A 23,253-nucleotide genomic window follows, 5' to 3' on the forward strand; every position below is an offset into this window, starting at 1 on the left:
TCGGGGTCGTTGTCATCGGGAGCTCACCCACGCGTCGTAGAGGTAGGGCAGGGACAGGGCCGGTTCGAGAGCGGCGCCGCGCACCGATCCGTCGTGAGCGGCGAGACGGGTCGTCTGCGGGTAGAGGGTCAGCTGGTAGGCGCCCGCGGAGATCAGCCGCTGCGCCGCGCCGTAGAGCTTCTGCTGCTCGTCCGGGTCCGTGGTGGCCTGTGCGGTACGGAACAGTCGGTCGAGGGCGGGGTCCTTGGCGTATGTCGCGTTGGAGTGGATGCCGTTCTGCACGGCGTATTCGCTGCCGAAGACGGTGTGCAGCACGTCGGGTGTGTTGGTGTTCCAGTAGCCGTCGCGCAGGTCGTACTTCCCCGCCAGGTAACGGGTGTTGACCGTCGCCGCGTCGAGCCGTAGCAGCTTCAGCTGGAAGCCGACGTCCTTGGCGGTGGCCTGGATCTGCTCCATCACCGCCAGCTGGTTCGGGCTGATGTCGGACTTGAGGAGCACCTCGGCGGTCAGCCGCCCGGTGCCCTTGACGCGGTAGCCGTCACCGTCGCGCTTTCCCCAACCCGCCTGATCCAGCAAAGTGTTGGCCTTCTCCGGGTCGTACGGCCAGGCGTTCTCGTACGCGTCCGAGTAGTGCGGCGTCACATAGCTGAGCGGGCCGCCCGCCCGCCGGTACTGGCCGAAGAAGACACTCTTGAGGCCGTCGGCGACATCGGCCGAGTACAGGAACGCCTTGCGGACGCGGATATCGTCGAAGGGGGCGCGGGAGGTGTTCAGGGCGAGGTTCGTCGGATTGCCCGGCCGGTCGCGCACGACCACCTTCAGGCGGTCGTCGTGTTCGGCGGTCCGCTGGTCCTCCGGCGGCAGCGCGTCGATCACGTCGACCTGCCCCGACTGGACGGCTGCGAACCGGGTCGCGGGTTCCGGTATGAACCGCCAGACGATCTTCTCCGCGTACGCGGGGCCGGAGTGCTTCGCGTACGGCGGCGGGGAGTTGTAGTGCGGGTTGCGCACCAGGACGACGTCCGACTGCCGGTTCCACTTCTTCACGATGAACGGGCCGGTGCCGACGGGTGCCGCGCAGTTCGCCTCCTTTCCGCGGGCGAGGGCCTTGGGCGACTCCATGGCGAGGAACGCCTGCGCGAGCATGTTGAGGAAGGGTGAGTACGGCCGGTCGAGGTGCACACGGGCCGTGAACTCGTCCACCACGTCAGTTCTTTGATAGGGCGCCAGATATCCGCCCGCTGTCCCGGACTGGGTGTCGGGATCGACCATGTGGTCGAAGTTGGCCTTGACGGCCACCGCGTCGAAGCGGGTGCCGTCGGTGAACCGGACGTCGTCGCGCAGATGGAAGGTGTAGGTCCGGCCGTCCTCAGAGATGTCCCAGGACGCGGCCAGCCACGGCTTGGCCTCGCCCTCTGCGTCAAGCGCGACAAGCGAGTCGAGGACCTGCTGGGCGACGTACGCCTGCGGCATGTCGCCCGCCACATGCGGGTCGAGGCAGGTGGGCTCGCGGTCGGTGGCGTAGGTGAGGGTGCCGCCCGCGGCGGGGCGGGCGGTGACGGACGTGGCGGCCTCGCCGGCCCCGCAGGCGGTGGCGAGAAGCAGGAGGGGGAGGGCGAGGAGGAGACGGTAGGGCGGTTTCACGGGGACTCCGGGGTGGTCTGCCTGCGGTGGGTCAGAAGAAGCCGTTGAGCGGAGGCGGGGTGCCGTTCAGCAGCCAGTCGCCGCACACCCGCGCCTTGTGCGCGACCGGGTTGTGCGAGGCGACGGTGCGGGCGTTGCGCCAGTGCCGGTCCAGGTGGTGTTCGCGGAGCGTGGCCGACGCCCCGCCGACGTCGTAGAGCCGTTCGCCGGCGCTCAACGCGGCCCGAGCGGCAGTCACTTGAGCTTGCGCGACCGTGGCGGCCGCCGAGTGCAGCGCGTCCTGGTCTCCCGTGATGCCGTCGTCGGCGGGGACCGCGAGCGCCGCGTCGATCACCGAGGCGGCGTGCAGGACAACCGCCTCGGCGGCCAGCGCCCCGGCCGCGATCTCACCGACGGTGTGCTGCACCAGTGGATCGTCGACCGCCCGCTCCACTCCGGCGTGCTGCACGGCGCGCGCCTTCTCTCTCGCGTACGAGAGCGCGTCCGCCAGGGCCGCCTTCGCTATCCCCGCGTGCACTGCGGCCAGGAACAACTGGTAGTACGGGCCCATATGGGTGCGGCGCTGCCAGCCCGTCGCGTCGACCGTGACCTCGTCGCCGTACGCGGCCACCTGCCGCAGCCGCGTCGTGCCGGAGGCGGTGGTGCGCTGGCCGAGCGCGTCCCAGTCGTCGACGAGCTCGACGCCCTCGCGCGAGCGCGGAAGCACGACCCGTACCCGGCGCTCCGCGTCGTCGAGCGCGATCACGACGACGTGGTCGGCGAAGAGCGCGCCGGTCGAGTAGAACTTCGTGCCGTCCACGCGGTACGCGTCGCCGTCCCGCGTGAGGCGGGTGCGGATCTCGCCGGGGTGCGCGGTGCCCCGCTCGGACGCGGCGTTGCCGAACAGCTCACCGGCGACGACCGTCGGGTACCAGCGGGCCCGCTCGGCCGCGGTGCCCTGGCTGATCAGCAGCTCCACGAAACCGAAGTGCGGGCGCAATGCCTGCGCCACGTTCGAGTCGGCCTCGGCCAGATCGATCACGAGGCGGAAGAGGTCGACGAGAGAGCCGCCTGCGCCACCGTACTCACGGGGAACGCGGAGTGCGCCCAGGCCGCTGTCGCGGACCAACTGGACACTTTTGTAAGGGAGTTCACGTGCCGCCTCCAAGCTTGCGGCGACGGCACGGATCCGGTGGAGCAGGTCGGCCGGGGCCGATACGGAGATGTGCGGGGTAACGGATGAGGGCATGGGAAGGCCTCCGGAAAGCGGCGGACGCGTGTCAGCGCGCGCAAAAAGGGGCGGATGGTCAACCCTGGCGTTCAGCCTTCGGCGGTGCGGGGCCTTACGGCGACATCGACGGGCCGCCTCCGGGCAGCAACGGGCCGGGAGGCGGAAGAAGTGTCGAGAAGGTTGGGAAGGCGGCGCGGGGCGTTACGCGACGGCGCGGCGACAGACGGCACTCGAGACACGCGACAGGTCGACGTGACGTCGCCGTGTGAGTTCTTGCCGTTCGTCGGACATAGCCGTGATTCAACCAGGCCGCCGGCAGGTGGTCGAGTCGGCATTGGCGAAGCACCTATCGGGATTCCCTTTCACCGGGAGCGGGCTCCGGGTAAATGTCCATGCCCACGTGGACGTTGACAGGGAATTCCGATCGCGCGCACCGAGCCGAGCGCTGTCCACCATGCGGGATGCCCGCTGTCGGGCCGCGCGGGGTGATGCCGACGGGGCAGGTCAGCATCACGAACAACACGACCGGACTGCGCAAGATCGAGTACAACCGCACCCGACTGCGCAAGCATCCCGAGTACGGCTATGTCACCCCGCTCGAAACCAGAGCCCTGGTGACCCAAGACCTCGCCCCCCGCAGCGTAACCATCCGCTGTCCATGATCACGGGGGAACTTCATATCGGAGGACGACGGGACCTCGTACCTTCGCTCTGCCTCTAGCATCGACTGAACCATGCTTTACCAGTAGGCACGATTGAGTCAACCACCCGGGACTCAAAGTCCCGGGCTTGCACAACGGGCACCACTGGCTGTGGTGCTGCGTTTGCGTCCTGTCCCACGCCCGGTGTTCGGGGGTGGGTCTGGGGCGGTTGACTGCGCCCCGCATCGCCACAACTCTTCCGCACGGTGGCGGATGTTGCGGGAGCCGTTCCAGTCCGCGTGTGCAACGACACCGCAGGACCGGCATACGAAACGGGCCTGACTGGCCCGGTTCGCCTTGTCGATGTGCCCGCATTCGGCGCAGGTGCGGGAGGTGTACGCCGGATCGACGTGCACCACCGGCACCCCCGCTCTGCGGGCCTTGTACGCGATGAAATCTGCGAGCTGGGCAAATGCCCAGGAGGAGTGGGTGGCCCGTTGGGGCTTGCGAAGCCGTACCCGCGCGCGGATCCCTGTGAGGACTTCCAGGGCGATTCCGCGTCCGGTGCGTTCTGCCTCGGCCACCACATGTTTCGCGATCTTGTGGTTGATGTCCCGCGCCCGCCGCGCCTCCTTACGACGCCGATTCTTCAGGCGCCGTTTGACGGACGGGGTGTTCTTACGCTGGAGTTTCGTACGCAGGGTGCGCTCGCGCAGACGCCCGCGATTCAGCCGGCGTCCGGCCATGATCTGACCGTCCGAGGTGGTCGCGATGTTCACGATCCCCAGATCGACCCCGAGAAACTCCGTGACGCCGGTGGTGAGTTCGGCCTCGGGAACCTCGCAGGTGGCGGTCAGGAACCACATACCGTCGCGGAACAGCAGATCGGACTCGCCCTTGCGGCACAGAGCCAGGCGGGCCAAATGCTCGGGGGCGGCGGTGAACGCCACCTCTTTCATCCGGCCCGACAGGGTCCAGATCGACACCGTGCGCCCGGTGTACTGCCAGGACAGCATCCGGTCGTCATACGGCTGGGCACCCTCCAACCGGAAGGCGATCGGCTTTTCGACCGCCCGCCGGAAGCGCTTGGAGGAGGGCTTGCCGAGATTCCCTGCCGTTAGGTTCGCCCGCAGCGTGCGGTAGGCGTCGCAGGTCTTCTTGATGACGTGCTGGGCCGCCTGAGCTCCGAGCCCCCATCGGTCCTTGACCTGGGTGTAGGTGTGCTCGCGCAGGGCGAAGTTGCTCTTGATGTCCTTCTCGAACGCCACGGACGACACCCAGGTCGCGGCCTCGTTGCAGGCATGCAGGGTTTCCTCAAGTGCGGACGCCTGCACGGGCGTCGGCAGGAGTTTCACCTGCACGGTCAACTTCACGACCGTGACGTTACCTGCCGCCTGACGTACCGGCATTCGAACAGCGCGCATTCCTCACCCGGGCGCTCCGGCCCGGTTTCTTGCGGGCGCTCCGCGCCCGTTGTGACGGCGATGCTCCGCATCGCTATCACCGGATGCGATTCCTCCCGGGGGTGAACCCCCGGGGTTCCTCGCAAGAGCACGCTGAACGAAACACAACCTTGGACATGAAGTCGCGATTGTGGGGCCGCGAGAGCCGCACCAGCGGAGTGCGGCGGAGCCTACCCGCTGTCGGCGAGCCAGAGTTGGACGTCGCCGGGTAGCCGTGCGGCCTGGTGATTGTGCTGCGTCTTCTTCACCATGCGCAGTAGGGCCGTTCTGTCCGAGGGATTGTCGTGCGCTAAACCCTCCCACCCCGGCCCGGGACACCCCGCGGATCGAGGAACCGCACGAGAGCCCCGCGCCACGCGCCGGGGAAGACCGTCAAGCGCGCCGAGACACGCGACCAGCACTGCGGCCGTACAGGTTAAAGATCAAGCTGAGACCGTGTCCTGTGTGCTGCCGAACGGCCCCAATCCACAACCTCCCGGTCAAGGGTTCGTTGAGCTCTCCGAGCGTCCAGCCCATGATTGGAAGGTGTCGTCGTGACCAGTGCTATCTCAGTGGAAGACCGCTGCATCGACGCCTTCAACGAACTCAAATGCAACCGGCACATCACCACCGTCCTGTACCGGCTCAACGACAGCCTGGACACCCTCATCCTGGACTACGAGGGGAACCTGACCCACGACGAGCTCCTCAAATCCCTGCCGTCCGATCCACGGCTCGTGGCCTATGAGCTCTGCTTCGCCGACCGGGATGGCAGTCGCAGAGCGGCCATTGTCCTGATTTCCTGGTCGCCCCAGGGCATCAGTTCCGAGCGGATGGCAGCGCACGCCGCGGTGTACGTCGCCCTCAGAAATCAGCTTGGCGGCATCGACCTCTTCGTCGAGGCCATGAGGCAGTCCGATCTGGAGTACAACCGGCTCGTCCGCGCCGCCCGGGCGTAGCCCGGCAGACCTCGATCGGTGGCCATGAGCAGGTCGAGCTCCTGGAGTGACGAGCTCGCGCCTGCCTCGGTGTCGTCGGGCGGCAGGGCCAGCGCCGGGGTAGAGCTTGGCAGCACGCGCAAGTTGCTTTCCCTGCCTCTACGTAGCTCACAACTGCAACCTTCAGCCCCGTCAGCCCCGCAAACAGTGTCGGCACCTTTCCTGACCTGCACTTATTGCAGCGGGGGGTGAGGGGGCCAAAGTCCCTCGGCCCGCCCAGCTCCTGGCAGGCCCGTGCTTTGGTTGACGGCCGTGCCGCCGCGGCGGCACTTCTGGACGCCCAACACGAAACCCGCCCGGGGCTTGCTTCCCGGAAGGGCAAAACCAGGCTGAGCCTCAAGACGGGTTCATACGCGCGCCTATGAACCCGCCCCCCGGGTTGGGTCCGGTCCACTCGCGTCCGTGGAAGCCATCCTGCTCCAACATCAGCCGTGTCGCGGGTTCTTGGAAGCGGCCCGGCTGGCCCAGCGGGCGTGTTCGTCGACGGCGTCGGCCAGACTGGGGTCGTATTTGCGGGCGCCGAGGTGGTTGAGGCCGGTCGGGTCGGTAGTGCCGCCGACGTAGCCGCGGGTCCCGGGAATGGTGTCGGCCTGTTCGGCGCGGAGCTCGCCGAAGGGGAGTTGGTTGCAGCGGCTGACGGCGAGGGTGGCCATGGCCGCGCCTGCCTTGGATGTGCCCGGCTGGTGCACGAAAAGCGGGGGCCGGCCGGAGACACTCCGGCCGGCCCCCGCTGGTGGGGTGGTGCTGTGGGGTCAGGGGCGGCGGCTGGTGTAGTAGCTGCCGACCTGCTCGTGGTACCCGGCGTCACCGACGTGCTTGTCCCTGTCGAACTCGGGGGAACCCTTGATCTGATCCTTGGTGAGGTCGACGAAGACCTTCCGCTCGGCCTGGTCGACTGTGCGTACGGTGCCGGCGGGCAGCAGGACGTGCCTACCGAAGATCCAGACACCGGTGTCGACGACGAGGTACGCGGAGTTGACGTCGTCCGAGTGCTTGTCGACCTTGCCGATGCTGCCGTCGGTGGCCTCGACCTTGTAACCGATCAGGTCAGTCCCCGCTGTGTGGCCGGCGGTCGGCTGGTAGCCCCAGATGCTGTCGCTCATATAACGGCTCCCTCATCAAATCTACTGCTCCACAGATGAAGCGGTGGAGTCGGATTGGCGTACCCAGAAATGCGGTGACGCGCTCTCGGAAGACCGCATGCCCTGAGTATCGGACTCCACACATTTACACGGCGCGACAATATGTGTGGCCGGACGCGCCGTCCTGGAGGTCATGGTTCCTGACAGCACATCCGGCCACGTATCCCGTATGCCCTTGATTGTGCGCACCATTACTTCTCATTACTTGCTTCGCACAGGAGCTTCGATGTGATCGGCAGCCGACATGCGGGTGGGCCACGACGAAGGATCGTCGCGGCCCACCCGCATGAAGTTGTGCTGTTCAGGCTGGTTTACCAGCGGTACCAGCGGCCTCGTCGCTTGCCGGCGCTTGCAGCCGGACGGATCACGAAGCCGAGCAGCCACACCACCAGCACGATGATGGCGATCCACCACAGGGCCTTCAACGCGAAACCGGCACCGAAGAGGATCAAGGCGAGCAGAAGAACAAGAATGATGGGAACCATGATTATCAACCTCCGAGCACTCATGTGCCCAGCCGGAATCCCACCATGCCTCAAAATCAGGTTTGTTTGCTGAGGCCTTACGCGGGAAGTGGTATTCGCTTCAAAGCAAGGTCGCACCTGGTGCGGAATTCGCCCGGGCTTATTACAGATACCGGCGGATGGGCAGGACAGCTGTCTCACGGGTGCGCTGCGTGAGCGAGCGCTTCTTCCAACTGCCCTCCCGGATTTGTTCGCTCACGGCTAATGTCCTGGTCGAAGTGCTCGTCCAACGTTGCGGTGAACTCCTGGTCCAGGACGCCGGGCATGACCTCTTCGTCGTGGTCGAGGGAGCGACGGTTGAAGTTCGTCGATCCGATCAGGGCGGCGACGTGGTCGACGGTGATGACCTTGGCGTGCATCATCGTGGGCTGGCACTGGAAGATCTTCACCCCGCAGGCGGTGAGAGCCCCGTAGAAGTGCTGGCCAGCCAGCTGGCAGACCCGCTTGTCGGTCTGCGGGCCTGGCAGCAGGATCTCCACCTTCACGCCGCGTCGTGCGGCGGCGCAGAGCGGCTCGATGAAGTGGGCGTCGGGGAGAGGTAGGCGGTGGCCAGCTGGAAGCGGTCCTCAGCTGATTCCAGGATGCCGCGGATCAGGGGCTGCATGTCCTGCCAGTCGAAGCTGGGTGAGCCTCGCACCACCTGCACGATCGAATTCCCCTGCGGGCGGTGTTCGATGAACCGTTCGCGGTCGTCGAAGAGGGTCGCGGCACTCGGCCCAGTTCTGGGCGAACGCGGCGGCGATGCGTCCATGCGTCAGGGCAGGCGGCGAAGGCACCTCGATCCGCGGAGCCCTTCATGCTAGTTGTCGGCAATATCGCAGTCTGTATCGTTCTTGCTGTTCTTGCCGTCTTCGTGCCCCGTCTCTCCAGGCACCCCGAACGCGGCACCCGGCGCATCTTGAGAGTCGGATCACGCGCCAGCGGCAGAGCCCCCGGCATCCTGGGCCGGATCTTCAGCAAGCCCTTCCGCAACAGCTCCAAGGCCGTGGGCCGCAGCGACTCCGCCGGCCGCAGCGCCCGAGGCCGCATGCCGTTCTGAGACCGAGTGCTGGAGCCCCACCCGACGAGGGAAGCTCCCACCGAGCCTCCGTCACCCTGCTGGGTTCCTGCCAGAGACAGGCGTGCGCGCGCCCTGCCGGGGAAGCCGGTCCAAAAGCAGTGCACTACCAAGGGGAGGGACGGGCATGGCAGCGACTCATGCGCCTACCACCAATACCGTGCAGACCGACGCAGCGGCGCTGCCGGGGGCACCGGCCGTCGGCACCGGTGAGCTGCCCTGGTTCGAGGACCCGGGCAAGGTGGCGCCCAAGGATGCACGGGCTCTGTCGAAGCTGTTTCTCGACCAGCTCGAGGTCCTGGAAGAGGGGACTCACGCGCACCAGTACGCGCGCAACACCCTCATCGAGATGAACCTCTCCCTGGTCTGGTTCGCCGCGCGCCGGTTCCGCAACCGCGGCAGCGGCAGCGGCGAGATGGAGGACATTGTCCAGGTCGGCACTGTCGGCCTGATCAAGGCGATCGACCGGTTTGATCTGTCTCGCGAGGTCGAGTTCGCCACCTTCGCCGTTCCGTGCATCGTCGGGGAGATCAAGCGCTTCTTCCGCGACACTAGTTGGGCCGTCCACGTTCCCCGCCGCCTCCAGGAACTGCGTGTGGACATCGCGCAGGCCAACGAGCAGCTCGCCGCCGACCAGGACCGTGACCCGACTGTCAAGGAGCTCGCCGAGCACCTGCAGCCAGCTGAGCCAGGACGAGGTCATCGAGGGGATCGTCGCCTCCAACGGCTACACCGCCGGCTCTCTGGACATGCCAGCCGACGGCGGCGACAGCGTCGGCGCCATGCACTCCTATGCCGACGTGATCGGCGAAGTCGACCCCGCCATGGAGGCCATTGACAACCTGCACACCCTGGCCCCGCTGCTGGAAAAACTCGAGACCCGTGACCGGCGCATCATCGAGATGCGCTTTGGCCAGGAGATGACCCAGTCTCAGATCGGCGCGGAACTCGGCATCTCCCAGATGCACGTCTCACGACTTCTCACCCGCGTCCTCACCCAGCTCCGCGCCGGCATGTTCGCCTGAAACTCCGCCGGGCCGACCCGTGAGGTGGCCTTGCCCCGGACACAACGCAGGCCCCATCGCACCCAGTAGGAGAATCCGTGCCGGTGCCCCACCCCGCTCTACTGCGGAGCCTTCTCGGGCAGTACAAGACACTCCTTGCCCAGGAGACGGAGAACGGCACTGCCCCGACCTGACGCGAGCTGGACGACGTCACCTACAGCCTCTGCGTCTCCACCGGCACCCTCACCATCGAGGCGGCCCTGACCGCGGCACAACAGCAACTGGCCACCGGCCTCCCGACCCGGCGCCCACACGGGGCACAGCGGCGGGCGACATACAGCTCACGACCTGACAGCCCTTCTACGCCCAGGCGACGATGCGCTTCATGCCGGCGCCGGAGTTGTTTCGTCACGCGGCCCAGGATATGTGAGCGGTGTAGCCAAGTCCCGTTCAAGGTGTCTGTTCATGTCCAGCTCGAACCGGCCGTATGGTTCACATGGGTCCGCGGACTGAAGCAGGTACAGCGCGAGCATGCTGACCTCCTGGCATTCCTTGTCGGCACCGGCCAGGTCGCCATCCCTACCGTAGAAGAAGCCCTTGTTCGCGGAGTTTCAGCTCTCCCCCACCTACAACCCCTCGTGGATCTCCTGGCGCATCTCGACGTCGGCCAGGTAGTCACAGACGAACGAGGTCCCGACCCGGCTTGGCACCAGACTTGACCCGGCGAAAGAACGCGGAAAACGCCTTGTCCAACCGCCGGAGCGTGGCCTGTTGCGAGCTGAACGACCAACGGCCCTGACGCTCCGGGTCGAACGCCCGGATGTCCTTCAGCTGCACGGACTGCTGCCCGTACTTGATGCTCGTCTTCGAGGCGTGCCGGTAAGCGTCACGGCGCTCCTGCAACGCACCGTTGTAGAGCGAGCAGTGATCACGCAGCATCTCACCGAGCACCTGAGTCTGCCGCACGGTGGGCCGCATGACGAACTTGTACGCACGAATCACCCGGCCCACCCCCTTCGGCTCTTGTCAGCAACATGACCGAGGCCACTGACAACCCCACCCTCGCGCTCTCGTGAACGAGCAAGGCCAGCCTGGCAGTTCGGTACCGGGCCGGGCATGCGATCAGCGACTGGACGACCTGGGCGTATGCGGTGCATGTGTGGCGACTGCCGGGGGCTGGCCTGTCCGTCAGTACATCCGGGGGCTTTGTGCCCCGGCAGCCGACCTTGACGCAGCGTGCTGGGCCAGGCGGCCCCCCTTCGATGCTGATGACCTCTTGCGGAGCAAGTCAGCGGTGGGGGTGTCCCTGTTCGGGGTCGTCGTCGGGAGTCTGCCAGGTGGTGCCGTGCTGGGCTTCCTCGCTGCCGGGGGCGGTGCCGGGGGCGGGTGTACTGGGCTCGGTTCGCCGGGCTGCGCGGCGCCGGCCACTGACGAACATGGCGAGCAGGCCGAGGACCACGATGATGCCGACGATAAGGAAGAGCAGCGAGCTGCCGCCCTCGACGGCCAAAACGATAGAGCTGTGAGTGTGCATATTGCTCGTGTACCCGGTCCACGGCGAAAACGCCCCCTGCCGGTGGGTGGATCACGCGCACCTGACGCCCACTCGCCCAGTAGACCTCAAGGGCGGGCTGAATTAGGCGGTACGTCGGTGAGCAGGCCGGCCTCCGCGAGCACGAGGACGGCGCTGGATCGGGACTGCCTGATCTTCCGCCCATTCCTGCTCAGCCTCTTCGGCGTAGCCCTCGGGGTACGCGGGTGCGACGAACAGGTTCTGCCACTGCGGCTGCCCGTCTTGCGTGCCACGACGGAGGTTCTGCTGAGACTCGGACATGCATCCTTCAATCACTTGAGTCCACGCCGTCGAAAACATGCGCGGGGACGCTCAGAATGACCTGCACACACAGTATTGGACAAGAGTGCTGGTCAGCGTTATCGGCGTCAGCACAGATGGTAGCGGCAGCGCCGCGGGGCAGTTCTCGCCCAACGGTAAGGGGGCCGACGGATCCCCCATAGCCGGACCCTAGGTCGGCCGTAATGCCGTCCAACTATGCCGCGTGCGCAGCAGGGCGGACACGTGGTGGAGGCTGAGCAGCAGCACCCGTACACAACAGCCGAGGCCGCAAAGTTCCTCGCCACCCTTCAGCGCGTGCCGAGCGAGCTGCCGCAGTACCGCTCGGATCTCGTCGACATCGCCGCGCAGGCGTGGCCGTTGATGCCCGGCCACCTGCAGCCGCGCACCCTCGTCTCCACGATCCCATGGCGCTGCTGCCCGTCCCCTTCTTCCGACAGGATCCCTACGGCTGGCTCCCCAGCTCCTTGGAGCGGGCGGCGTAGCGGGCCGCGACTCGGCCACCTCCTCCCGCTCGGCGTCCTGCAGGGCCTCCCGGTCGGCGGCGCACAAGGCCGGCCCGTCCTGCCAGGGACCGCCGCCGACGAAGTGGCCACAGGGGACCGCTGTCCTCGCGCCAGCCGGGCGACATCTGCACTGCCTGCCCGGTCCCCCCGTGCGGCTGCGGACCGTCGCACCGCTTCTCATCGCTTCGATAGCGCCCCCGGGGTTGTCAGTTGCGAGCGCTGCGGGCAGGCGTCTGACTCCAGTCGAGGCGGAGCACGGCGAGGTCGTCGGAGTGGCGTCCGGCGTTCAGGGCGTGTGTTTCCTTGATGAGGCGGTCGACATGGGCGGCCGGGTCGGTCTGCGGTAGCTGCTCGATGAGGGCGAGGAGTCCTTCGACGCCGAGTCGCTGGCCGGTGGTTCCGTTGTGGCCTTCGGTGAGGCCGTCGGTGTAGAGGGTCAGGGCGGCGGTGGCCGGGAGGGGCATGACGGTGGAGGGCCAGGTGCGTCGCCCCGGGGCGATACCGAGGGCGATGCCGTGGGTGGCCGCCACTTCGTGGGTTCCGTCGGCCGTGGTGAGCAGGGGTTCGTGGTGGCCGGCGAGGAGGAGGGTGGCGGTGGCGGTGTGCTGGTCGAGGGTGAGCAGGGTGCAGGTGGCGAAGAGGGGCTGGCTGCCGCGTTCGGCGAGCAGGATGCGTTCCATCAGGTGGAGCAGGTCTTGGCCGCGGTGTCCGCCGAGGATGAGGGAGCGCCAGGCGATGCGCAGGCAGACGCCGAGTGCGGCGGCGTCGGGGCCGTGTCCACTGACGTCGCCGACGACGGCGTGCAGCAGGCCGTCGTCTCCTTCGACGACGTCGAGGAAGTCGCCGCCGAGCAGGGCCATGGCGGCGCTGGGCAGGTAGCGGGTGGTGACGCGCACCGTGGAGGTGTCGAGGATGGGCTGGGGCAGCAGTCCGCGCTCGAGGCGGGCGTTTTCCTCGGCGCGCAGCCGGGCGGCCTGGGCCTGGGCGCTGGCGCGTTCGGTCTGGCTGCGGTAGACGGCGTAGCGGACGGTGCGGCGCAGGAGTTCGGCTTCGACTTTGCCTTTGACAAGGTAGTCCTGGGCGCCGGCGGCCATAGCCTCGGCGCCTGCCTGGGCTTCGGACAGGCCGGTCAGGACGATGACGGCGGTGTGCGGGGCCCGGGTACGGACGGCGGTGACGGCGTCTATGCCGGACACGTCGGGCAGGTGCAGGTCCAGGAGCACGCAGTCGATCGCGCCGGCGTCCAGATCCGGGCGGGCTTCGGCCAGTGTGGTGCGGGTGGCCAGCTCGAAGCGCAGCCCGGTGTCCTGGAGGAGTTCGTCGACGAGCAGGGCATCGCCCTGGTCGTCCTCGATGAGCAGGATGCGGTACAGCGGTTCATCGGTGGCCTCGCCGGGGGTGGCGGCCACGGTGGTGGTCACGACGGCAGCTCCGCTTCGGCGCGGGTGGCCTCCGGCAGGGTGGAGGGGCCGGGGGTTTCTGGCGGTTCGGGGGCCAGAGTGAAGGTGATGCGCGCGCCGTCCTGGTGGTCGGGATCGACGGCGATGGTGCCGCCGTGGAATTCGACGATCTTCTTGCACATCGCCAGGCCGATGCCGCTGCCGGAGTAGGCGTCCTTGGTGTGCAGTCGCTGAAAGATGACGAAGACCTTCTCGGCGTACTCCGGTGCGATGCCGATGCCGTTGTCGGTGACGCTGAACCGCCACAGTTCGCCCTCCCGGGCCGCCGTGACATGGACCTTCGGCGCCTCTTCGGGACGGCGGAACTTCACAGCGTTACCGATGAGGTTCTGCCAGAGCATCCCCATCTGGGTGGAGTCGGCGATCAGCGTCGGCAGCGGATCGTGGGTGATTGTCGCGCCGGCCTCCTCGATGCCGACGCTCAGCGCGGACAAGGTCTCCTCCAGCTTCTTGTCAAGGTCGACGCCCTGCTGGGCGTTGTGCAGCCGCCCGACGCGGGAGAAGTCGAGAAGGTCGTTGATAAGGACCTGCATGCGGTTCGCGCCGTCGACGGCGAACTCGATGTACTGGTCGGCCCGTTCGTCGAGTTGACCGCCGTAGCGGCGCTGGAGGAGCTGGGTGAAGCTGGAGACCTTGCGCAGCGGCTCCTGCAGGTCATGGGAGGCGACGTAGGCGAACTGCTCCAGCTCGGCGTTGGAGCGCTGCAGATCCCCGGTCTGCGCGTCCAGGAGCAGCCGGGCCTCTTCTGCGAAGGCCAGTTCCCGCACCAGGCGCCGGCGCATGAAGTCGATCTCGCCGCTGAGGCGGCGCAGATCGGCAGGGCCGGTCGGGGTGATGGGGTGGTCGAAGTCGCCGCCGGCGATGGTGCGGGCATCCGCGCCGAGCTGCTCCAGCGGGCGGGTGATACCGCGGCGCAGACCTTCGAAAATGATGGCGGTCAGGATGACGATGAGAATCCCGATGGCGCCGAACACCCAGTTCCGCACCTTCATGGTGGCCATCAGATCATCCCTGGCCCGCACCCGGTCCTGGCGTAGCCGTTCCTGCTGACCGGCCATCGCCTCACGGACCTGGTCGAAGGTCTCCTTGCCCTCCGCCGCCCGCTCGGTCGCCAGAGGCGAGGGTGCGCCGGGCGGCTCGGCGGCGATCGGCCGGGCAAACCGCTCCTGCCATTGCTCCAAGGCGTCCTGTACGGCCGTGAGATCGTCCAGGCGTGCCCGGTCGCCGTCCAGCAGCTCGGTCAGGTTCGCGGCGTAAGTCTTTTGCTCGGTGAGTCCTCGCTTGTAGGGGGTGACGAAGTCCTTGCTGCCGGTGAGGCCGTAGCCGCGGATCCCGGTCTCCTGGTTGAGAACAGCCGACTCCAGGCGGATCGCGGTGGTCAACGCCGGTGAGCGCACATCCACGAGCTCCTCGCTGAGCGTCGTGGTGCGTCCCAGCACCCACGCCCCGAGCGTGCCGAGCACGGCCAGCACGGTCAGGGAAAGGGCCACCCCCAGCCGCAGCCAGCGTCGCGTCGTCCACGCGGAGGGTCCCCGCCCTCGGGGGTGCCGTACATCGCCGTTCATCTTCAACGCCCCCCGCTGTGTGGCCGCTTGGAAGCGCGGCCCGCACACTCTATAGGGCCGACAACTGTTGTTGTCACCATTGTTGCGGTGGCCTAGAGTTCTGGGCATGCCAGGCAAGAACTTCCATTTGCGGGCTGGCCCGCAGGAGACAGCAGCGATCGCGGACGCCGCGGTCGCAGGCCTCGCGCAGCGTCTGGCCCGCCAGCTGCTGCAGGAGCCGGCCGTCCCGGCGGCGGCCGACGACCCTGCACCGGCCCTGGCCCTGCTCTACCTGCTGGACCATCTGCAGCACGCCACCGAGCGGCTCCAGTTGGACGCTGCCGCCGCCGCTGCCCGCGCGGGCGCGGGCTATCCGCAGGTCGGCGCCGCCTGCGGCATTTCCCGCCAGGGTGCCCGCCGCCGCTGGCCGGGACTCTTCGACCATCCAGACGAAAAACCCACGGAGCGTCCGATGATGACAACCCCCGCCCGTCCCTTCGACGTCCTGCTGGTCGAAGACGACATCGCGGACGCCATGCTCATCCAGGAGGCCCTCTCCGGGCGCGGAGCCCGCAACCTGGTCCAGGTCAGCGACGGCGTCGCCGCGCTGGAGCACCTGCGCCGCCCGGGCAACCCGCGGCCGGACCTCATCGTCCTGGACCTCAACATGCCCCGCATGAACGGCCGCGACCTGCTCAAGGTCCTCAAGAACGACGAAGACCTCCACACCATCCCCGTGGTCGTCCTCAGCACGTCCACCGCCCCGGACGATGTCACCGACGCCTACAGCAGCCATGCCAACGCCTACGTGACCAAGCCCGTGAACCTGGACGAGTTCGAGCAGGCCGTGCAGAGCATCGACGCCTTCTACCTCGACACCGCCGCCCGCCCCCGCCCCTGAACCGGACTCCCGGCACGGCGAACCCGGACGGCCAGCCCACAGCCGGGCCTGACACAGCCCGCCACCCACGGCACCTGGGGGTACGCCAGTCGGCCCTCTCCAGCGCGCGAGGAGAACCGGCTGCGGGGGCGATGAAGGCAGGTCGAGCACCGGCCGTTGCCTTGCGGACAGCGTGCGCGAGCAGAAGGACCCCAGCTCAGCCGGGGCCTTCTGTCTGCTCCGCGTCAGGAACCGACGCCGACCAACCGACGCAATTGCCTGAACAGCGGCCGTCGGAGCGGAGCTGCCCTCTGGGAATGCGGCGGGTTCCTGGCAGTGCCGGCGGCCCCTCCGCGGTGAAGGTCGAGTACGTACCTAGTACTGGACGGCAGCCACTGAGTAACCCCGGCCGCTCTCCGGTCAGCCCTGCCCGCCGTGGCCGGCCCTCGTCCTGGACACCGGCGCAGCGCCTTCACGAAAGCCGCAACTGCTGTGCATGTAGCGGGAGTTCTGGATGATGAGGCCCACGGGTAGGACCGCGTCCCTGACCGTGATTGGGGAAGCTAGAGTCTCCGCGCTGCCGGGTTTCGCTGCCCGGGCGGAAGAATGCCCAGAATGCCCAGTTCGACGCGGGCTTCTGTCGCACCTCTGCGAGGACCCTCCTCGGACGGGTCCCTCGTCGGCTCTGGAGAGCGTGGAATGACGGCATGGCTTTCCGGGCTGCCTTCAGCCTGCGTGATCCAATCACTCCGCCACGACGCCGTTGTCCAGGACCGAGGCCCTCGGCGCCTTGGAGTCCACGAAGGGACTGAACTCCGGCCACATGTCCTGGACTTCACGGAGGAAGATGTCCGTTCCGACGCGGCCGATCCCTGGCAGTTCTCTCAACAGAGTCCGCAGATCGTCCACGTCGCCGTCCGCCTGGTCGCGCATCCTGCACAGGTCTCCGCCCCAGTGGTCGATCAGGATCTGACCACCCTCACCCAGTTGGGTGGCCGTGCGTTCGTCATAACGGCGATACCCAGCGCGCCCGAGGGCAAGCCTTCAGAGGGGCATTCCCCTGAATGCATCCGGAGGCCGACTTTGGGGAGTGCTCCGCAGATGACCATCGCGCGTGGATCTCTCCGGCGCCGGCCCCCCTACTGAAGTCGACTCAGTCGCAGGTATCCCGCCGGCCACCGGTGCCAGGTATCCCGCCGGCCACCGGTGCGAAGGTGCGGATCAACGGCATGCGCTCCGCCGTATACCGAGACCGTGACGGCACCGCGCACACCGGCTCGGGTCAGAACGGACGACTGCACTGATTCGCCCACGGAGCGGGACGGACACGGCCGCTACGCCGCAGGATGAGTCTGACATCCGAGACTGTCGAGAGAGGAGCCCTCGATGTGTTCCACCTCGCACGATGACAAGGGGGCGGTGGCTCTGCCTGCTCACGGGCGTGCTGACGCCCCCGTCCGGCACCCCCGTCACCAACGGCGTGGCGAAGCACGACTGCCGGGCGTGCTCGCAACGCTGGCTGCGATTGCCCTCTACTTGCTACTGCCACAGCGGCTGCTCATCGCGCCCCGTTACGTGGTGCCGGCTCTGGAATTCCTGCTCCTGGTCCCGCTGATCGCCATCAACCCGCGGCGACTGACCCGGCAGACCAGAGGATTTCGGATTCTGTCACTCACCCTCGTCACGGTCATCGCCGCCAGCAACCTGGTCGCGCTCGGCCTGCTCATTCACGAACTCGTCTACGCGGGCGTGAAGGACGGACGCGGACTGCTGGTCGCCGCCCTTCAGGTATGGCTGACCCACATCATCGTGTTCGGACTCGCCTACTGGGAACTGGACCGCGGCGGCCCGGTCAACCGCACCCAGACCTCCCGCGCCCAACTCCCCCTGGCCGACTTCCGCTTCTCCCAAGACGAGAACGCCGACGCCGTCGAGGAAGTAGCCGATGGAGCAAGCAAAACCTCGGACTGGGTCCCTACATTGGTGGACTACCTCTATGTCTCCGTCACCAACTCCACCGCATTCAGCCCCACGGACACCATGCCCCTGTCTCCCCGCGCCAAGCTGCTTATGACCGTGGAGAGCGTCTCCGCGCTCCTCACGTCCCTCCTGGTCATCGCTCGAGCAGTCAGCATCCTGCGGTGACAACCCGTCACCCCGCGCCAAGCCGGCATCCTCCCGGCCTGCTCGAACTGCGCGTGGCGGAGCCGGCCTGCGGAACCGGCCTCCGGTGTGCAACGCGACCAATACGTTGAAGCCACCCGCACCCCCCTTTCCGAATACGCAGACCCTCCGGGTCCCACACACGTGACGCTGCTGAAGTCCCCGCACTCAGTGCGCGCTCTGCAACCTCCTTTAGGACGACGGGGCAAACCGCTTCCCCTGGGTCGCAGGATGCAGGGTGCTCAGGAGACGGTGTGCGAGGCCAGAGGTTCACGCGGGGCGCCGTGCCCCTGCCGCCACCCGTCCAACAGCTCTGTCGACAGGCGCTCTTCGAAGAACCTGGTGGCGCGCACGCCGAAGGCGGTGCTTGTTCGCCTCGATCCGCGCGAGGTAGCTGCCTCGGGCAGGACGTCCTGGACCCGGCGGGCTTTGCGCCCGCTCAATGCGCCACAGCAGATGAGTGCCTTGCTCTCGCAGCCGGTGCCAGCCGGCCAGGCCCCACAGACCGCGGTCGGCCAGCAACAGGGTGCCCTTCCCGACGTGAGCGTCCAGCGCGTCGGAGAAGATGCGCTCCGACTCCTTGAACCCGCCGATCACGGCATCAGCACGGCGTGGGACGAGCACTCGGCCACCGCGACAACTCGGGCCTGCGGATAGCCCATCGGGCTGCGCTGTGAACGCGACTTGCCAAAGGCGTCGTTGTTCACCGTCGAGTCGGGCACGGTCAGGAGCGTCTGCCCCTACGCCGGCCTCGCCCCGACGACGAACTCCTCGGGGACCTCGATCGACGGCGAACATGCGCCCAGAGGCGGCAACCGGCAGCTCAAGCGGGTGATGTTCCTCTCCGCGTTCGCCGCCCTGCACGATCCCGCATCTCCTAGGGCCGCTGCCCGTCCCGCAGAAAGACCCACACGCAGGCACTTCTCCTCGCCCGACAGCGGATCAGCGTGCTGTTCGCGATGCTCCGCGACGGCACCTCTTACGAACCCCGCCACCCTCAGGCGACGGCTACATGAACCAGCCCACAGGCAGGTTGACACAGATCAACACCCTGTGCCGTCTGTCCACGCTGAGATATCTGCGGCACTCCGACGGACAGCTTCTTCCGCGTCCAGGGCGAGCTTTCCGCAGGCCGCTGCGATGTCCGGCACACCGTCCGGTCCCACAAGCGCGTCATATATACCGGTCTGCAGCCAGTCGGCCTGGTTGTCGTCAGCCTCTGCAACCGCGAAAGCGATGAGCCTTATGGCGCCCACCGTCCCCACCCGAGCCTGGGCCTCTGTCGTCTGTCGAGTCACCGCCGTGTCCTCGACGTCAAGCAGCAGCCCCACCAGCGCTTCGGCAGCCTCAGGGACATCAGCGAAGGAAGCGAGGTCACGCCCGGCACGAACACGCTGCGTCCACGAGGGAGACGACGCCTCAGCCAAGGCCGCCTCCAACCCTCCCATCATCTCTGGCACGACCAGACAGTCTCATGCCCACGGAGAAGATCGAACCCCGGGCCGAACCTGCCCACACCCTTGATGAAGAACATAAAGGCACCCCCGGCACTCGTAGCAGCGTCTCGATCGAGACAATGTGTCAGGCGCGGTTCTCGTACTCCGCGATCAGACTGGAATCCAGATGCGAGAGAAGGTCTGCAGGGTCCTGGTAGACGGCGGCTGCTCCGGCTTCTTCGAGATCCGCGCGGGGGATGCCGCCCGACAGTAGCGCTACGGGCCTTGCGCCCGCCTCGGTGGCTGCCTTCATGTCCCATACCGTGTCCCCGACGAAGACTGCCTCCGTGACGGCCGCTCCGACGAGTTTCAGCGCTTGGTGAACCGGATCGGGTGCGGGCTTACCGGCCGCAACGTCATCGGCCGAGGCCACGCCGGCGATGACGTCATCCGCGTCGATGGCCCGCCGCAGAGCCTTGAGTTCCGCTCCCCCGGCAGAGGTGGCCAGCACGACTTTCCAGCCCCGGTCTGCGAGAGTGCGCAGCAGGTCCTGGGCACCGTCGAGAGCGGGGAGCCGGTCGAACCATGTGCCGTACAGCGTGTCATGGGCGGCTGCGAGGGCCTCGTCCTCGTCCCCGTCACGGCTGTCGCCCAGCAGACGGGCGATGAGATCGCTTGCGCTGAGTCCGATCGCCCGGTGGATCTCCCGCATCGCCACATGGTGGTCCGCTTGCCGGAACGCCTCCCACCACGCGATGACGTGAAGATGGTTGGTGTCGGTGAGGGTGCCGTCGACGTCGAACAGAACTGCGCGTGGCATGAGCGTTGCCTTCCAGGACCGGGGAAGAGAGGTTCACGGGCGTGAAAAACGGTGCACCGGTGCAGTCGGGGCGGGCGAACGGCCGGAGGCACGGGTTGGCCCGTTCAAAGCTCTCGCAGTGCGGGCAGCAGATGCTTCTCCGCCCAGTCGATGAAGGGGCGCTGCCGGTCGCCTCCCACCTGGACGAGTGCGATTTCGGTGAATCCCGCCTCGATGTAAGGCCGGACAGCGTCGGCGAAGGCTCCGACATCGTCCCCGCAGGGGATCGTTTTAGCGACGTCGTCAGGCGTGACGTAGGTTGTCGCGGCTTCGAAGCCGGACGGGCCCGGCAACTCGGCATTGACCGGCCAGCCTCCCAGAGCCCAGCGGAACTGGTCGTGGGCACGGAGCACCGCGGCGTGCCGGTCGGTGTCGTAGCAGACCGGGAGCTGACCGATCTTCGGCTTGCCTGCCCCTCCGTGCCGGTCAAAGGCGTCCAGCAGTTCGGCCTTCGGCTCGGTGGCGATGACCAGGTCGGCGAGCCGGCCGGCGAGTGAACAGGAGCGTTCCCCGGAGACCGCGATCCCAACCGGAGGAGCTTGGGCCGGCAGGTCCCACAGCTTCGCGTTCACCACGTCGAAATGAGTGCCGTGATGATTCAGCTCACCGCCGGCGAAGAGAGCGCGGATGATCTCGACCGCCTCTTCCAGCATGTCTAGACGGACACCGGCCGACGGCCAGCTCTCGCCCACCACATGTTCGTTGAGGTTCTCTCCCGACCCGAGACCTAGACGGAATCGGCCCTCGGAGAGCAACTGCATCGTGGCCGCCTTCTGGGCCACCACAGCCGGGTGATAGCGAATCGTCGGACAGGTCACGAAGGTCATGAGCTGAATGCGTGTGGTGGCCTGGGCCGCAGCGCCGAGCACACTCCAGGCGTAGGGTGCGTGCCCCTGCGAGGCGAGCCAGGGGGAGTAATGATCCGACGTCACGGAAAATTCGAACCCTGCCCGCTCCGCCGCGACGACGTTGTCCACCAGAGTCCTCGGACCAGCCTGCTCCGTCATCATCGTGTAGCCGAATCGCACCATGGTTCACGGTTTGCCGAAGTCCTCGCGTCCAAAACTTCTCGGGTTCCAGGTTCACCCCGTACAACCTGCCGTCACAAGGGGCCGACCGACCGCCCGCTCCTCGATACTGCGTCCGGTTGCGCGGCCCGGTGCCGTGCTGCGGATCAGGTTCCGCCGCGAGATGGGTCGAACAAGCAGGGCGAGGAGCGCGCTCATGGGCAGCAGGAGCAGTCCCGCCTCTTTGGAGGACATGCCCCGGGCGACCTGGAGCCACTGAGTCATGCCCCAGAGGACGGTGTAGACGCACAACGACGACAGGACGAAGAGGAGATAGGTGCGGGTGAGCACCAGGTTGGTGGCCAGCTGGTGCACGTCGACGAACGAATGGCTTGCTGCAACTCCCACTACGCCAGCGCGGCACCAACCACGACGGCCGGGCCGAGAAACGCCCAACGGGTTGGCCGTCACCTACGAGCCAGAGCCCAACGGCTACGCGCCACCGGCAGTCAGCCACTCCACCATCGCCCACACCGCACAGGACCTGACATGAGCGAACAACCAGGTGGCGAAGGCGACCGCATCCGTGCGGCGAGGGACCGGCTCTTGGCGCGTCGGGCACCGGCTCGACGGGAGCCTCATCGATGTCGCCCTGGCCGCGGGATCAGGGTTCCACCGGATGGCTCTGCTCAAGCGACACACCGACCTGAACAGCGAGTTCTACGCGCGCGTCCGTGCGGAGACACCGCACGTGCCGGAGACCGAGCGTCGGCTGCGAAAGGCTGTCTCCGACCTGAGAAGACCGTAGCCCGGCAGGAGGACGAGTTCGAAGAGCCGCGCACTCCCACCACCCGCCTCGCTCTCGCTGGCGCCGTCCGCACCGATGAACTCGCCTGCAGCATCAGGCCCGCCGCTCAAGGCAATGTCGTGCCCCTCCCCCGCGCCGACGATCAGAGTCGGACAGCGCATCCCGAGTAGGGCACCCAGAGGCCCCGCGAAGCACGAGGCCGTCGTCAGCGCGCCTGTGGCTGCGGGTCGGGCGCGCTGTCCTCGCGGGTGGCCGCCCAGGAGGCGAGGAGCCTCAGGCCCTCGTCGGACGGGGAACCGGGTTCGGCGGAGTAGATGGTCAGGGCGAGGCCGGGTTCGGCGGCCATCTCGTAGGCGAGGGTCAGCTTGCCGACGGCACGGTGATGGAAGCGCTTGGTGCCGGTGCCATGACCTCGCCCGTCACACCGGCCACACCCCGCAGCAGATCAACGATCAGTACGAGACCGACATCCTCTCCGACTGGGAGGATCTCACCTGGCACGAGTGCCATTCGTGAAGAGTGCCGACGGAACGGGATGGAGGTGCAGCGATCTGTGGGGACCGCACAAACGCCCCTTCGAGTCGACAAAGCTCCGCAAGGAACGCGCTTCATGGGGATGAGCGCCTGCGCCCTGCGTTGAGGCACCCGGCCACAGGGGCCCTGAAACGGGAGCTCAGATGGTCGGGCGTCGACCGGGCCTCTGCGCCGACAGGGTCCTGACGTAGCGTCAGGAAAGTCAGCATTGGGGCAGCATGAGTCTGATGAGAGCTGCCCACGGCGACGCAGGCTCCGCGAGCCCCGAGCGCGACGTCCGTGCGCCGGTGGCCTCCTGCGGCGGGTGCTGCAGCGGGGCGCGAAGGTCTGCCAACGGCCCGACTTCGGTGCGGCGGTAGCGGCGGCGCGGAGAGGCGATCGCGCGATTCCGCTCGACGACCTGCGGCGCCGGCTTCTGTAGGTGTTGCACCGCAGGCCTCGGCAATCTGTCGGGCCAACTGCAGTGCTCAGACGCACCCCCTCTACGCTCGGTGACCGACGTGGCTGCCGCTTCGAAGGGGATCGACGAGGGAACATGATGA

21 protein-coding genes and 6 pseudogenes are annotated in these 23,253 nt (G+C 67.4%); 8 read left to right on the forward strand and 19 right to left on the reverse strand.

Translation table 11 applies throughout. The features are described 5' to 3' along the window. Positions 1–12 precede the first annotated feature (12 nt). The 3 genes from CG723_RS31750 to CG723_RS49360 all read right to left on the reverse strand — a co-directional run bounded on the left by CG723_RS31750 (position 13) and on the right by CG723_RS49360 (position 3,145). The gene (locus CG723_RS31750) at positions 13–1,644 is read right to left on the reverse strand and encodes an ABC transporter substrate-binding protein (protein WP_199841965.1); all 1,632 of its coding nucleotides are present in this window, start codon (positions 1,642–1,644) and stop codon (positions 13–15) included. 31 nt (positions 1,645–1,675) lie between these two features. Beyond that, the gene (locus CG723_RS31755; protein ID WP_100596950.1) at positions 1,676–2,872 is read right to left on the reverse strand and encodes an acyl-CoA dehydrogenase family protein; all 1,197 of its coding nucleotides are present in this window, start codon (positions 2,870–2,872) and stop codon (positions 1,676–1,678) included. Between the two features lie 183 nt (positions 2,873–3,055). After that, positions 3,056–3,145 carry a putative leader peptide gene (locus CG723_RS49360; RefSeq protein ID WP_351257587.1) on the reverse strand — a complete coding sequence of 30 codons (90 nt, stop codon included), beginning with the start codon at positions 3,143–3,145 and terminating at the stop codon, positions 3,056–3,058. A 170-nt stretch (positions 3,146–3,315) separates the two neighbouring features. Here CG723_RS49360 and CG723_RS46530 point away from each other — a divergent pair, with 170 nt between their 5' ends. Then, positions 3,316–3,516, forward strand: a complete 201-nt coding sequence (locus CG723_RS46530) for a hypothetical protein (protein ID WP_159032604.1) — start codon at positions 3,316–3,318, stop codon at positions 3,514–3,516. A gap of 113 nt (positions 3,517–3,629) precedes the next feature. Here CG723_RS46530 and CG723_RS31760 read toward each other — a convergent pair whose 3' ends face one another. After that, positions 3,630–4,868, reverse strand: coding sequence for an RNA-guided endonuclease InsQ/TnpB family protein (locus CG723_RS31760; protein ID WP_100596982.1), 1,239 nt, complete (start codon positions 4,866–4,868; stop codon positions 3,630–3,632). Positions 4,869–5,491: 623 nt separating this feature from the next. Here CG723_RS31760 and CG723_RS31765 point away from each other — a divergent pair. Continuing rightward, positions 5,492–5,896 carry a cofilin family protein gene (locus CG723_RS31765; protein WP_159032605.1) on the forward strand — a complete coding sequence of 135 codons (405 nt, stop codon included), beginning with the start codon at positions 5,492–5,494 and terminating at the stop codon, positions 5,894–5,896. 464 nt (positions 5,897–6,360) lie between these two features. Here CG723_RS31765 and CG723_RS31770 read toward each other — a convergent pair whose 3' ends face one another. From CG723_RS31770 to CG723_RS31785, 4 genes and pseudogenes are all read right to left on the reverse strand, one after another. Next, positions 6,361–6,588: a hypothetical protein gene (locus CG723_RS31770; protein ID WP_159032606.1), complete on the reverse strand. Its 228-nt coding sequence runs from the start codon at positions 6,586–6,588 to the stop codon at positions 6,361–6,363. A gap of 99 nt (positions 6,589–6,687) precedes the next feature. Further along, positions 6,688–7,038, reverse strand: coding sequence for a PRC-barrel domain-containing protein (locus tag CG723_RS31775; RefSeq protein WP_100596953.1), 351 nt, complete (start codon positions 7,036–7,038; stop codon positions 6,688–6,690). Positions 7,039–7,388: 350 nt separating this feature from the next. Beyond that, complete coding sequence (locus tag CG723_RS31780; protein WP_100596954.1) at positions 7,389–7,562, reverse strand: hydrophobic protein; 174 nt, start codon at positions 7,560–7,562, stop codon at positions 7,389–7,391. 142 nt (positions 7,563–7,704) lie between these two features. Next, a pseudogene (locus CG723_RS31785) lies at positions 7,705–8,344 on the reverse strand (phospholipase D-like domain-containing protein); the annotation flags it as partial. Positions 8,345–8,397: 53 nt separating this feature from the next. Between CG723_RS31785 and CG723_RS31790 the strand changes: the two are divergent. From CG723_RS31790 to CG723_RS47085, 3 genes and pseudogenes are all read left to right on the forward strand, one after another. After that, positions 8,398–8,640, forward strand: coding sequence for a DUF6411 family protein (locus CG723_RS31790; RefSeq protein ID WP_100596955.1), 243 nt, complete (start codon positions 8,398–8,400; stop codon positions 8,638–8,640). A gap of 145 nt (positions 8,641–8,785) precedes the next feature. Then, positions 8,786–9,683: pseudogene (locus CG723_RS31795) on the forward strand (RNA polymerase sigma factor SigF). Positions 9,684–9,862: 179 nt separating this feature from the next. Beyond that, entirely contained in the window at positions 9,863–10,381 is a 519-nt protein-coding gene (locus CG723_RS47085; protein ID WP_234374641.1) for a DUF5133 domain-containing protein, read from the forward strand. On the opposite strand, the pseudogene CG723_RS31805 reads toward CG723_RS47085, so the two are convergent. The 4 genes and pseudogenes from CG723_RS31805 to CG723_RS31820 all read right to left on the reverse strand — a co-directional run. Next, a pseudogene (locus CG723_RS31805) lies at positions 10,359–10,664 on the reverse strand (helix-turn-helix domain-containing protein); the annotation flags it as partial. The gene CG723_RS47085 and the pseudogene CG723_RS31805 sit on opposite strands and share 23 nt — an antisense overlap. Positions 10,665–10,950: 286 nt before the next feature. Beyond that, positions 10,951–11,196, reverse strand: a complete 246-nt coding sequence (locus tag CG723_RS31810; protein WP_159032607.1) for a DUF6479 family protein — start codon at positions 11,194–11,196, stop codon at positions 10,951–10,953. 1,030 nt (positions 11,197–12,226) lie between these two features. Next, positions 12,227–13,441, reverse strand: coding sequence for a PP2C family protein-serine/threonine phosphatase (locus CG723_RS31815; protein ID WP_100596957.1), 1,215 nt, complete (start codon positions 13,439–13,441; stop codon positions 12,227–12,229). Then, on the reverse strand, positions 13,438–15,045 hold the full coding sequence (locus CG723_RS31820) for a sensor histidine kinase (protein WP_100596958.1): 1,608 nt from the start codon (positions 15,043–15,045) through the stop codon (positions 13,438–13,440). Before CG723_RS31820 ends, CG723_RS31815 begins: the two co-directional genes overlap by 4 nt. A gap of 106 nt (positions 15,046–15,151) precedes the next feature. Between CG723_RS31820 and CG723_RS31825 the strand changes: the two genes are divergently transcribed. Continuing rightward, entirely contained in the window at positions 15,152–15,925 is a 774-nt protein-coding gene (locus CG723_RS31825) for a response regulator (RefSeq protein WP_199841966.1), read from the forward strand. Between the two features lie 765 nt (positions 15,926–16,690). Here CG723_RS31825 and CG723_RS48075 read toward each other — a convergent pair. Then, positions 16,691–16,942, reverse strand: a pseudogene (locus CG723_RS48075) (endonuclease); the annotation flags it as partial. Between the two features lie 465 nt (positions 16,943–17,407). Between CG723_RS48075 and CG723_RS31835 the strand changes: the two are divergent. After that, positions 17,408–18,049: a hypothetical protein gene (locus tag CG723_RS31835; protein WP_199841968.1), complete on the forward strand. Its 642-nt coding sequence runs from the start codon at positions 17,408–17,410 to the stop codon at positions 18,047–18,049. A 611-nt stretch (positions 18,050–18,660) separates the two neighbouring features. Here the strand turns inward: CG723_RS31835 and CG723_RS48750 are convergent. Next, positions 18,661–18,789 (reverse strand): hypothetical protein, encoded by a 129-nt coding sequence (locus tag CG723_RS48750; RefSeq protein ID WP_267893748.1) that lies wholly within the window; start codon positions 18,787–18,789, stop codon positions 18,661–18,663. A gap of 16 nt (positions 18,790–18,805) precedes the next feature. Here CG723_RS48750 and CG723_RS31845 point away from each other — a divergent pair. Next, positions 18,806–19,083, forward strand: a pseudogene (locus CG723_RS31845) (transposase); the annotation flags it as partial. A gap of 27 nt (positions 19,084–19,110) precedes the next feature. On the opposite strand, the gene CG723_RS31850 reads toward CG723_RS31845, so the two are convergent. From CG723_RS31850 to CG723_RS31875, 5 genes and pseudogenes are all read right to left on the reverse strand, one after another. Continuing rightward, positions 19,111–19,518: a hypothetical protein gene (locus tag CG723_RS31850; RefSeq protein WP_234374642.1), complete on the reverse strand. Its 408-nt coding sequence runs from the start codon at positions 19,516–19,518 to the stop codon at positions 19,111–19,113. A 130-nt stretch (positions 19,519–19,648) separates the two neighbouring features. Further along, positions 19,649–20,323, reverse strand: coding sequence for an HAD family hydrolase (locus CG723_RS31855; protein ID WP_100596959.1), 675 nt, complete (start codon positions 20,321–20,323; stop codon positions 19,649–19,651). A gap of 104 nt (positions 20,324–20,427) precedes the next feature. Then, positions 20,428–21,393 (reverse strand): LLM class F420-dependent oxidoreductase, encoded by a 966-nt coding sequence (locus CG723_RS31860; protein ID WP_100596960.1) that lies wholly within the window; start codon positions 21,391–21,393, stop codon positions 20,428–20,430. A gap of 51 nt (positions 21,394–21,444) precedes the next feature. Next, entirely contained in the window at positions 21,445–21,744 is a 300-nt protein-coding gene (locus tag CG723_RS31865; RefSeq protein WP_100596961.1) for a hypothetical protein, read from the reverse strand. Between the two features lie 638 nt (positions 21,745–22,382). Beyond that, a pseudogene (locus tag CG723_RS31875) lies at positions 22,383–22,592 on the reverse strand (MmyB family transcriptional regulator); the annotation flags it as partial. Positions 22,593–23,253: the final 661 nt, after the last annotated feature.

This window comes from Streptomyces sp. CB01635 (assembly GCF_002803065.1).
Taxonomy (GTDB): domain Bacteria; phylum Actinomycetota; class Actinomycetes; order Streptomycetales; family Streptomycetaceae; genus Streptomyces.

Coding starts and splice junctions, on each gene's coding strand:
- CG723_RS31755 (WP_100596950.1), bottom strand. CDS start 2,872: ATGCCCTCATCCGTTACCCCGCACATCTCCGTATCGGCCCCGGCCGAC.
- CG723_RS49360 (WP_351257587.1), bottom strand. CDS start 3,145: ATGTCCGACGAACGGCAAGAACTCACACGGCGACGTCACGTCGACCTG.
- CG723_RS46530 (WP_159032604.1), top strand. CDS start 3,316: ATGCCCGCTGTCGGGCCGCGCGGGGTGATGCCGACGGGGCAGGTCAGC.
- CG723_RS31770 (WP_159032606.1), bottom strand. CDS start 6,588: ATGGCCACCCTCGCCGTCAGCCGCTGCAACCAACTCCCCTTCGGCGAG.
- CG723_RS31775 (WP_100596953.1), bottom strand. CDS start 7,038: ATGAGCGACAGCATCTGGGGCTACCAGCCGACCGCCGGCCACACAGCG.
- CG723_RS31780 (WP_100596954.1), bottom strand. CDS start 7,562: ATGGTTCCCATCATTCTTGTTCTTCTGCTCGCCTTGATCCTCTTCGGT.
- CG723_RS31790 (WP_100596955.1), top strand. CDS start 8,398: ATGCTAGTTGTCGGCAATATCGCAGTCTGTATCGTTCTTGCTGTTCTT.
- CG723_RS31810 (WP_159032607.1), bottom strand. CDS start 11,196: ATGCACACTCACAGCTCTATCGTTTTGGCCGTCGAGGGCGGCAGCTCG.
- CG723_RS31820 (WP_100596958.1), bottom strand. CDS start 15,045: ATGAACGGCGATGTACGGCACCCCCGAGGGCGGGGACCCTCCGCGTGG.
- CG723_RS31825 (WP_199841966.1), top strand. CDS start 15,152: ATGCCAGGCAAGAACTTCCATTTGCGGGCTGGCCCGCAGGAGACAGCA.
- CG723_RS31850 (WP_234374642.1), bottom strand. CDS start 19,518: ATGATGGGAGGGTTGGAGGCGGCCTTGGCTGAGGCGTCGTCTCCCTCG.
- CG723_RS31855 (WP_100596959.1), bottom strand. CDS start 20,323: ATGCCACGCGCAGTTCTGTTCGACGTCGACGGCACCCTCACCGACACC.
- CG723_RS31860 (WP_100596960.1), bottom strand. CDS start 21,393: ATGGTGCGATTCGGCTACACGATGATGACGGAGCAGGCTGGTCCGAGG.